This is a genomic window from Luteitalea sp. (genome assembly GCA_009377605.1).
Lineage (GTDB): Bacteria > Acidobacteriota > Vicinamibacteria > Vicinamibacterales > Vicinamibacteraceae > WHTT01.
Map to the genome: position 1 here is coordinate 18,106 of WHTT01000081.1, position 10,028 is coordinate 28,133.

8 protein-coding genes are annotated in these 10,028 nt (G+C 64.2%); 5 read left to right on the plus strand and 3 right to left on the minus strand.

The features are described 5' to 3' along the window. Window positions 1-188: 188 nt before the first annotated feature. From GEV06_22010 to GEV06_22020, 3 genes are read left to right on the plus strand one after another with little or no spacing between them, the layout of a single operon-like run. On the plus strand, window positions 189-1,127 hold the full coding sequence (locus tag GEV06_22010; GenBank protein MPZ20564.1) for a hypothetical protein: 939 nt from the start codon (window positions 189-191) through the stop codon (window positions 1,125-1,127). After that, window positions 1,069-2,601 carry a hypothetical protein gene (locus tag GEV06_22015; GenBank protein ID MPZ20565.1) on the plus strand — a complete coding sequence of 511 codons (1,533 nt, stop codon included), beginning with the start codon at window positions 1,069-1,071 and terminating at the stop codon, window positions 2,599-2,601. Before GEV06_22010 ends, GEV06_22015 begins: the two co-directional genes overlap by 59 nt. Then, a complete protein-coding gene (locus GEV06_22020) occupies window positions 2,564-3,739 on the plus strand; it encodes a hypothetical protein (protein ID MPZ20566.1) in 1,176 nt (391 codons plus the stop codon). Before GEV06_22015 ends, GEV06_22020 begins: the two co-directional genes overlap by 38 nt. Window positions 3,740-3,789: 50 nt before the next feature. On the opposite strand, the gene GEV06_22025 is transcribed toward GEV06_22020, so the two are convergent. The 3 genes from GEV06_22025 to GEV06_22035 form a co-directional block, all read right to left on the minus strand. Beyond that, window positions 3,790-5,169 carry a starvation-sensing protein RspA gene (locus GEV06_22025; GenBank protein MPZ20567.1) on the minus strand — a complete coding sequence of 460 codons (1,380 nt, stop codon included), beginning with the start codon at window positions 5,167-5,169 and terminating at the stop codon, window positions 3,790-3,792. Between the two features lie 307 nt (window positions 5,170-5,476). Continuing rightward, window positions 5,477-6,265, minus strand: a complete 789-nt coding sequence (locus GEV06_22030) for an AAC(3)-VI family aminoglycoside N-acetyltransferase (GenBank protein ID MPZ20568.1) — start codon at window positions 6,263-6,265, stop codon at window positions 5,477-5,479. Window positions 6,266-6,269: 4 nt separating this feature from the next. Beyond that, the gene (locus tag GEV06_22035; GenBank protein ID MPZ20569.1) at window positions 6,270-6,818 is read right to left on the minus strand and encodes a TrmH family RNA methyltransferase; all 549 of its coding nucleotides are present in this window, start codon (window positions 6,816-6,818) and stop codon (window positions 6,270-6,272) included. Window positions 6,819-6,995: 177 nt separating this feature from the next. Here GEV06_22035 and GEV06_22040 point away from each other — a divergent pair, with 177 nt between their 5' ends. Both GEV06_22040 and GEV06_22045 read left to right on the plus strand, forming a co-directional pair. Continuing rightward, complete coding sequence (locus GEV06_22040; GenBank protein ID MPZ20570.1) at window positions 6,996-8,762, plus strand: c-type cytochrome; 1,767 nt, start codon at window positions 6,996-6,998, stop codon at window positions 8,760-8,762. Between the two features lie 100 nt (window positions 8,763-8,862). After that, on the plus strand, window positions 8,863-9,864 hold the full coding sequence (locus GEV06_22045) for an SDR family NAD(P)-dependent oxidoreductase (protein ID MPZ20571.1): 1,002 nt from the start codon (window positions 8,863-8,865) through the stop codon (window positions 9,862-9,864). Window positions 9,865-10,028: the final 164 nt, after the last annotated feature.

The following is a 10,028-nucleotide window of genomic DNA, read 5'->3' on the forward strand; positions in this document are numbered from 1 at the left end:
ACGATATGCCGCGAATCAGCAACAATGTAGTGACATGGTCACTGCTCGGTCGCGCGCTGGTTAGCGGGTGTTGAGAAAACGTTTTCGGCCCGCGCTCCAGATATTTACCAAGCGGCGTGCATGGACGTCGCGAAAGCGAGGACACTCTCGCGGTTTTCTCGAAGGCTGGCGGCGGAAAGGAGCCCCCCATGTCAGCAAGACCAGGGATTGGCGGACTGCTCGGCGCGCTTGCGGCGACGTTCCTGTACGCGGGCACGCTGTCGGCGCAGACGGAGCGCGGCACGATTACCGGCACCGTGACCGACGAGTCGGGTGGAATCGTCATCGGCGCCGAGGTGCGGGCGCTCCATCTCGCCACGAACTTCGAGCGGCCAGCCACGACCTCCGATCAAGGCACCTACACAATTCCCCAGCTCCCGGTTGGCGCCTACGTGGTCATCGTGTCGGCGCAGGGATTTCAGACGACGACGCTCGAGAACGTCGAGGTGACGGCCGGCGCCATCGCGCGCGTCGATGCACAGCTCGCGGTGGGGGCGCTGGAGGATGCCGTGACCGTCTCTGCAGAGGCCAAGCAGATTCAGGTCGACAGCGTGAAGGTGGCGACCGCCATCAGCAACAAGTTCATTCAAGACCTGCCACTCGTCGTTGGTGGTGCGCTGCGATCGCCCCTCGACCTGAGCCTCGTCGCCCCGGAAGCCAAGTCTGGGACGAGCGGCGACGGGGGCCGCGGCAACATTGTCATCGGGGGCGGGCAGGAGGGCGGGTGGGACCTCACGGTGGACGGCGTCTCGTCCACACCGGGGGCCCCCTTCGAACAACGCCTCTGGACGACACTCAACTCGCCCTCGGTCGAGGCGATCACCGAGTTCGCCGTCGACACAAATGGATTCAAGGCGGAGTTCGGCCATGCGGGGGGCGGCGCGGTCAGCTTCGTGTCCCGCTCGGGGACCAACAACTGGCAGGGCAAGGTCTTCGAGTTCTTCCGCGACGACTCACTCGACACGATCGACTATTTCAGCAAGGCCACCGCTCGCGCAGCACGATTTCGGCGGCGTGTTTGGCGGGCCCGTGTGGTTGCCCAAGATCTACAACGGCCGCGACCGGACGTTCTTCTTCGCCTCCTATGAGGGCTACCGCAACAAGACGGCCGCGGCGCCACGGGTTGCGACCATTCCCACGGCCGAGATGTACGAGGGCGACTTCTCGAGCTGGCGAGACGCGAGCGGACGTCTCATTCCGATTTACGATCCCGCCAGCACGCGGCCGAACCCGAACGGGTCCGGGTTCATCCGCGATCCCTTCCCGAACAACCAGATTCCTGTCGAGCGCTTCAGCGAGGTCAGCCGGAACGTCCTCGAGCTGGCCACCATGCGGCCCGATCGACCTGGTGTGCTGAACAACTTCACCTACACGCCCGGCGACCAGATTCAGACGAACCCCTGGAACAAGTTCAGCCTCAAGATCGATCACAATCTGTCGCAGAAGGATCGCCTCGGCTTCCTCTACCACTGGGGCGAAGTGCTCGTCATTCCGCCCGCCGACGGGCCCGGCGGTGGCCTGCCGGTGCCGCTCAACAACTTCCGTGACGAGGATTCGCACACGCACGTATTCCGCATGAACTGGGATCGCGTCATCTCGCCGAGCCTGCTCAACCGGGTCACCGTCGGTCACAACAACTGGTTCCAGCTGCGCGCCTCGTACAACCGGGATCAGGGGTGGGGCAGCCGCATCGGGCTGGAGAACGTGCCCGGACCGGACAAGCTGTTTCCGTTGATCAACTTTTCGGCCGACTATCTCGACTGGGGCCGCTCCGAGTGGGGCGGATCCGGCAATTACCTCTGGGCGATCACGGACGACCTCACGTGGGTACGCTCGAAGCACACATGGAAGTTTGGCTTCACCTTCCAGCAAGACAACTACGATGGCTACGGCTGGCACACCGCCGCTGGCACGTACAACTTCAATCGTGGCGCGACGGCTGGATTCCTCCCCGACGGCACGCTCGACACAACCGGCACTTCCGGCAACGCCTTTGCAAGCTTTCTGCTCGGCGATGTGCAGTCGTCGGATATCACGACGCTGCGCTACGTCTCCGATCGGTGGCGGTACTATGCCGCGTACGCGCAGGACGATTGGCGCCTCAGCGACAAGCTCACGCTCAATTACGGCGTCCGGTACGAGTACACGCCGCCGACCTGGGAGGGGCACTTTCCCGACGGCTATTCCAACTTCAATCCAAACCTGCCCAATCCTGGGGCAGGCGGCCGGCTGGGCGCGTCGGAGTTTGCCGGCGAGGGGCCTGGCCGCACGGGACGGACATCGCTCTACGACGCCTGGCCCTGGGGGCTTCGGCCTGGTCTACAGCGTCAACCCGGACACGGTCGTGCGCCTCAGCGGCGCACGCACGTTCGGCTCGGTGAAGAACACCGGCGGCAGCTCGCATTGGCATGGGTTCATCGGCGGGTACAACGTCACGGCGCCCGGCTTTCCGGAGAGCTCGGCGTTCAACTGGGACAGCGGGTGGCCGGCATGGCCGGAGCCGCCGTTCCTCGTCCCGGAGACGTTGAATGGCAGCAGCATTCCGTACTGGCAGCCGTATGACGCAGGCCGGCTGCCGGAGTACTACAACTGGACGCTGAACGTGCAGCGCCAGCTGCCGGGGCGCTTCGTCGTCGAAGCCGGCTACAACGCGCAGGTAGGACGGCATCTCACGACGAACCTGCTCAGCCTGAACCAGGTGGATCCGGAGATCTTCTACGGCTTCGTCGATCGGTACGGACCGGCGGGTGCGATCACGCTGATGGACTCGCGCCTGGATTCGGCGCTTGCGCGCGAGGCGGGTATCCCATATCCGTATCCCGGCTTCCCTGGCGAGGAGTCGGTGCGACAGGCTCTCCGGCCGTATCCGCAGTATCAGACCATCAACACCGGCGCTGACGGTGGCGATCGCAGCGGGAGGTCGAGCTACCATGCGTTCCTGCTGAAGGGAGAGAAGCGCTACGAGTCTGGGCTCACCTTCCTGGTGTCGTACGTCTTCTCGAAGGCCTTCACGCTGCGCTCGGATCAGGCGAACGCCGGCGGCGGCCAGGCGATGAACCACTTCAATCGGGATGCGGAGAAGGGACTCTCGGCGTTTGACCAGACGCATGTCATCAAGCTGAATTACAGCTACGAGCTGCCGTTCGGCGCCGACAAGCGGTTCTTACGCGAAGGGCTACTTTCGACAATCGTGGGCGGGTGGCGCATTGCGGGCGTGCACGCCTACGCTTCCGGGTACCCACTCGGCGTGTTCCCGGGCTACGGCTTACCACTCTCCGCCGGGGGCAACCGCATTACCGTGCTCGACTACGACGATTGGCGCGCGTCGACCCAAGGCGACGAGTTCGATCCGCTGGTCGATCTCTGGTGGGATCCGGCCAAGTTCCGCCGCGATCCGGTGGTCTCGGTCGACGAGCTCGAGGGATACAAGGGCGGCGTGCTGCTCGCCGACTTCGGCAACGCCACCGTGCGAAACCCCAACGAGCGCGGGCCCTGGTTCCTCAACGAGAACATCTCCATCGCGCGCACGTTCGGTATCGGCCGTACGTCGCTCGAGATGCGGCTCGAGGTGTTCAACCTCTTCAACCGCGTGATCTGGGGCGGCCCCGACTCCACGATCACAAGCAGCAACTTCGGCCAGGTGACGACGCTGGCGAACAGCCCGCGCCAGGTGCAGCTTGGCGTGCGGTACGAGTTCTGAAAAAGGAACCGGGTACCTTTTCGGGCCCGAAAGGTACCCGGTTCCTTTTCTTACGGCCGGATAATCGTGCCATCGCGGCGGCGGGTGGTGCCCCAGTTGTACTCAAAGTTCGGCGGACCGGCCGGGAACGGGAACTTCGCCGCGAGCTTCTCGTCCACGTCGACGCCGTGTCCCGGCGTGTCGCTCGCGAGCATGTAGCCATCCTTCTGCACCGGCGCGCCGCGGAACACCTCGCGCGTTTCGGGCGGAAAGTTGCCGCCCTCATGGATGCCGAAGTTGTGCGTCGACAGCTCCAGGGCGAGCTGTGCCGCATGCGCGACCGGCGACGCATCGCCGGGGCCATGCCACGCTGTCCGCACCCCGAAGAACTCCGAGAGCGCCGCCACCTTGCGCGCAGGCGAGAGGCCGCCAATCTGTGAGATGTGGATGCGGATGAAATCGATGAGGCGATTCGAGATGAGCGGCAGGTATTCCTGAACGGTGTTGAAGAGCTCGCCCATCGCAATCGGGATGCTCGTGTGCTGCCGGAGCTGCTGGAACCATGCGTTGTCCTCGGGCGGAAACGGATCTTCCAGGAAGAAGAGTCGATAGGGCTCGAGCGCCTTGCAGAGGTTGATGGCCTCGTTCAGTTGGATACGCTCGTGCACGTCGTGGAGCAGCTCCACCTCGTCGCCGACCTTGCCGCGGATGTGCTCGAACAGCTTCGGGAGCATGCGCACGTAGGGGGCCGACTCCCAGACGCGCTGCGGGTTCATCGGGCCGATGGCTTCCCCCGCCGGCCCCCCTGTGCGCTTCTGTGCGCCGGCGCTCCGGGCACCATAAGTGGCCAGGCCTGGGACGCCGCCCTGGATGCGCACGTGGCGGAAGCCGAGCGACATCCCCTTGCGAACGTTGTCCTCCACTTCTTGGAAATCGCCGCCGCTCGCGTGGTAGTAACAGTCCGCGCCATGCCGCACCTTGCCGCCAAGCAGCTGATAGAGCGGCAGGTTTGCCCGTTTGCCGAGGATGTCCCAGAGAGCGATGTCCACGCCGCTCATGGCATTGAACAGCACCGGGCCATTGCGCCAGTACGAGCTCACGTACGACGCCTGATGGATGTCTTCGATTTCGTCGACCCGCCTGCCGACGAGGAACGGCTTCAGGTAATCGTCGATGGCCGTCTTGACGACGAGCGCGCGCTGGGTGAAGGTGGCGCAGCCCCAGCCGTACAGGCCGGGCTCGCTCGTCAGCACCTTCACGACAACGAGGCGGATGCGGTTTGGGGCGGTCAGGATCGTCTGGATGTCGGTGATCGTCGGTGTGGGCATTCCCCGCAGCGAGGTGGCCTCCTCCTGGGCCCAGACCTCGGCAAGCGGCGAGCGGGCGGCCATGAGGCCCGCGCCCGTCAGGGTAGTGGCAGTGAGTCTTCGCAAGGCTTCGCGACGCTGCATGCTGGCCCTCCTTCACGAACGCGCTGCGTGACGCCACGCCGCGAGACGTTCGTCTCTGCATTCAGGACGGGCGCAGTGTATCAGGAGCCCATCGCGAATGAGAACCGGCGACGGTATACTCGATGTTTGGGAAACGCTGCGAAGTACAAAGAGAGCGGAGATGCAGCAGCGCTTGCGGAGACTACCGATCACTTCCGCCAGCGATATCAAGAAACGAGTTGGGCCAAGAAAGCTTCCATCTGGGGTGGGACATGAGCAGTGGCTAGCCGCGCATCGTGTCGACTGAGCGCGCTTGACCAGCACGCATTTAGCCCGAAGCGGCAGGCCCGAGGCTTGCTCTTGCCTCGTCGCACTCGTTGCACCACCCGGCGGGATGGAGGAACACCGTTTCTTCCTCCTGCAGGCGAGCTAGAGCAGCCTCCACGATGTCACGCGAGCGCGCAAGGCGGGCCTCTGCGTGCCCAACAGTGCCGCGACGCTGGCGCCCTTCCGCTTCGAGCCACCCGTCCAAGAGATTGAAGCGCCGGCAGCAGTGGTCAATCTCGTCGTAGTCGTACCGCACGGGCTTGCCGCCCTCGACGACCGTCGAGTGCATCGGCCGTCGATACCCCACACCGGCCACATTCTCGGCGAGATGGATCGTGGTATTCGCGTCGTGGCCGACCCCGAGCAGCAAGACCTGGCCGTCGAGCTCATAGACGCGGCCAACCGGGCTCTCTAGACCGTGCGGTATGTCCATGGGATGCGCCGCAGTGACGTCCTCGGCCTGCGGCCCGGTCGCCGCGAACGCATGCGGGCTGTCGCTGCGGAGGACGTCCGGCATCCTCCAGAATGTATCGGCCACGACACCCATCCCCAGGCACGGGGTGTCTTCCCGATCGAAGGGGTGATCATCATCGTCAGTCATGCTGGGCATGACGAGCGTACCCGCGGAACCCAGCGCCTCCCGAAGTGCCGCGATCAGACCTTGCGGCCCGCCTTCAACAGGAGCGACCTTCGAGAACGCCGTGTGCACGACGAGGATGCCCCCACGCTGTACCCCAAGCGCAATGAGTTGGTCGGTTACTTCACGCAGGACGACGGTTCGGGGCGACATTGATTCAGGTCCCTGTGCTCGGATCGTATACCGTCGACGCTCGGTACTTTCGGAGCAGCTCGAAGAGCACGACGCCCCCGGCCACCGCGACATTCAGAGACTGTTTGCGCCCAAGCATCGGCACCCGAACGTGGACGTCTGCGGTCTCGGCCAGGCACGGATCCACGCCGTCCACTTCATTGCCGAAGATCAAGCACACGGGAAAGACCGGCCGCCAGTCGTACAGATCAACGGCGCACACGGACGTTTCGATAACCGCGATCTCCCAGCCGCGCTCGCAAAGCTCGGCGGCGAGGGGCACCGCGTGGTCGCGCCGCTCCCATGGCAGCGTGGCCTCGGCTCCGAGCGCCGTCTTGGCGATGCCGCGATGCGGCGGGTAGCCAGTGTAGCCGGTGAGGTAGAGCCGCTCGATTCCGGCGGCGTCGCCCGTCCGGAAGAAAGCGCCGACGTTGTAGACGCTTCGCACGCAGTCCAGCACCACGGCCACCGGCAGCCGGCCGAGCGTCTCGTAGGGCGCCCCGGTCAGCGTCGCTCTAAAGGGAAGAGCCTCCATTCAAGGGATGATACTTCGAGGTCGCGTACGCCGAACGCGAGGTAACGGCCACCTCGGCGAGGCGGCCCTACCTAACCCTTACCTAACCCCGGGGCCAGCGGAAGAAGAACAGTCGTATCTGCCATAATGCTCTGCGCGGCTTCACCGGAGAAGCCTTCTCGTTTCGGACGACTGTGTATGCACATTCTTGGAATTCGAGCTCGCCAAGCGGCGTCGCTCCTCACCTTTTTCTTGCTGTTCTGCTCGCTCACCAGCTGCGGCTCCGACAGGCGAGCTGCCGAGCTTCCCGCCGGCGATCCAGACAATGGCGGCTTACGGCTGCCCGAGGGGTTCGAGGCGGTGGTCGTGGCGGACGAGATCGGACCAGCGCGACATCTCGTCCTCAACGATAATGGTGATGTCTACGTCAAGCTGCGGCGATCGTACAAGGATGGGACGCTCGTTGCCCTGCGCGATACGAGCGGCGACGGCAAGGCCGATATCATCGAGCGATTCGGCGTCCTCGATGACATCGGTAGCTATCACACGAGCGTCGCGCTCTATAACGGCTTTCTCTATTTCAGCACCGACCTCACCGTCTACCGGCAGCGGCTCACACCCGACGACCTGCTGCCGGCGGGCGAGAGGGAAGTCGTGCTCATCGACGACCACGAGCACGGATCGCACGAGCACATCGCAAAGCCACTGTCCTTCGATGACCAGGGCAATATGTACGTGGCGTTTGGCGCACCAACCGACGCCTGCCAGGAGCCGAATCGAACGCCGGGCGTGTCCGGCCTCGATCCGTGCCCGAATCTCGACCAGCACGGGGGGATCTGGCGCTTCGACGCCAATAGGCTCGACCAAAGGCAGCGCGACGGCGAGAAGTACGCAACCGGGATACGAAGCGTCGTCGCCATGGACTGGAACCCCGTGGACCAGCAGCTCTACGTCGTGATGCACGGGCGCGATCACCTGTTCCGGCTCTGGCCCGAGCTCTTCTCGCGGTGGCAGAGCGCCGTCCTCCCATCGGAGGAGTTCATCCGTGTCACCGACGGTTCCAATTTCGGTTGGCCCTACTGCTATCACGACTACCGGCGAGACGCGAAGGTGCTGGCACCCGAGTACGGCGGGGACGGCGCGACGATAGGGAGGTGCAGTGAGTTCGATCGACCGCTGGTCGGATTCCCCGGCCACTTTGCGCCGAACGGGCTGCAGTTCTACCGTGGCGATCAGTTTCCGGAGCATTATCGAAACGGCGCATTCATTGCCTTCCATGGCTCTACCATCAGGAACCCCTACTCGCAGGCCGGCTATTTCGTTGGGTTCGTCCCGTTCAAGGACGGCAGGCCGTCTGGCGATTGGGAAGTCTTCGCAAATGGGTTCGCCGGCGTCGATCCAATCGTCAACACGGGCGACGCGATTCACCGGCCGATGGGGCTGACCCTGGGACCGGACGGGTCCCTGTACATCAGCGACTCGATCCGAGGGACGATCTGGCGCGTAATGTACAAAGGAGATCGGCAATCGTTTGGCGCTGCACAGCGAGCAGCGATGGAACGGGAGAAGCGCACGGCCGTCAATGTCCGGACGCCCGACCAAGAGAAGGACGACCTCGAGCGAGGCGTCACGCTGGCAGGTGAGGCCATCTACAACATGTACTGTGCGGCCTGCCATCAGCGGGACGGAAAGGGCGCTCCGGGCCGCTTCCCCCCCGTCGCGGGAGCCGAGTGGGTCACCGGCGACAAACGGCGGTTGGTTGCCGTGATTCTAAACGGACTGGATGAGCCCATCGAGGTACGAGGTGAGCGATACAATACGCCAATGCCGGGGCATGGCTTCTTGACCGACGAGCAGATCGCCAAGGTGGCCAGCTACGTCCGACAGAACTTCGGTAATAATGCTGACGCCGTATCCGCGCGAGAGGTCGCCAAGCTGAGAAATGCGCCCGCTCGAACGCCGTAGCGCAGGCCTTTAGGCCTGCCATGCGGCATAGGCAGGCCTAAAGGCCTGCGCTACGACCGACCGCGTGTGCCAAGACCAGGGATCTATGGGAAATGAACCGATGCAGTACAAGCGGGCATTGATTACGGGTGGCGCAGGTCTGATCGGATCACATATCGCCGATCGACTCGTCGCCGAGGGCATCGAAGAAATTGTCGTCCTCGACAATCTGACCCGCGGCCGGCGCGAGAACCTCGCGTCCGCGATGGCCTCCGGCAAGGTGACGCTCCTCGAAGGCGACATTCGCGACCGGGATCTGGTGCGGCGTGCCCTCGAGGGCATCGAGATTCTCTTTCATGAAGCGGCCATTCGCATCACGCAATGCGCCGAGACCCCGAGGCTTGCGCACGACGTCTTGGCGACGGGCACCTTCAACATCCTGGAGGCCGCTGTGGCGGCCGGTGTCAAGCGCGTGGTCTCCGCCTCCTCGGCGTCCACCTACGGCCAGGCCGAGGAGTTCCCCACCGACGAGCGGCACCACGGCTACGGCAACCGGACCATTTATGGCGCCATCAAGACGTACAACGAGGGGCTCCTCCGCAGCTTTCACGAGATGCACGGGCTGAATTACGTGGCGCTGCGTTACTTCAACGTGTACGGCCCGCGGATGGACGCGTTCGGCGTCTATACCGAGGTGATGATCCGGTGGATGGAGCGCCTGTCGAAAGGGCAGCCCTGCCTGATTCTCGGCGACGGCGCGCAGACGATGGACTTCGTGTTCGTCACGGACACGGCGCGGGCAAATTTGATCGCGGCGAGCTCATCGATCACCGACGATGTCCTCAACATCGGCAGCGGAACCGAGACCAGCCTGACCGAGTTGGCCGCCACCCTGGGCCGCGTGATGGGCGTCGACCTACCGCCCGAGTATGGGCCCGCCCAGAAGGCAAACCCTGTCCGGCGGCGCCTGGCCGACGTTCGGAAGGCGGAGCGCCAGATTGGCTTCAAGGCGACCGTGTCGCTAGAAGCAGGACTCCGCCAGCTCGTGGAGTGGTGGTCCCAAGAGACGAGGACACCGGTGCAGGGGCTGCACAGCGGGGTGTTTCGTAGCGCCTCGTCCTGAGACCGCGGCTCGCGCGCTTACACACCTGGAAATGTCGGGACCCGAGTTGCGATGGTGCAACGTATCTACAGCGCGGGGCCTCCCCATACTCGTAGCGCGGGGCCTTTAGCTGCCTGTGGTGAAAGTCGACCGACCACCATCATTTGATCGCCGAAGGGATCGAC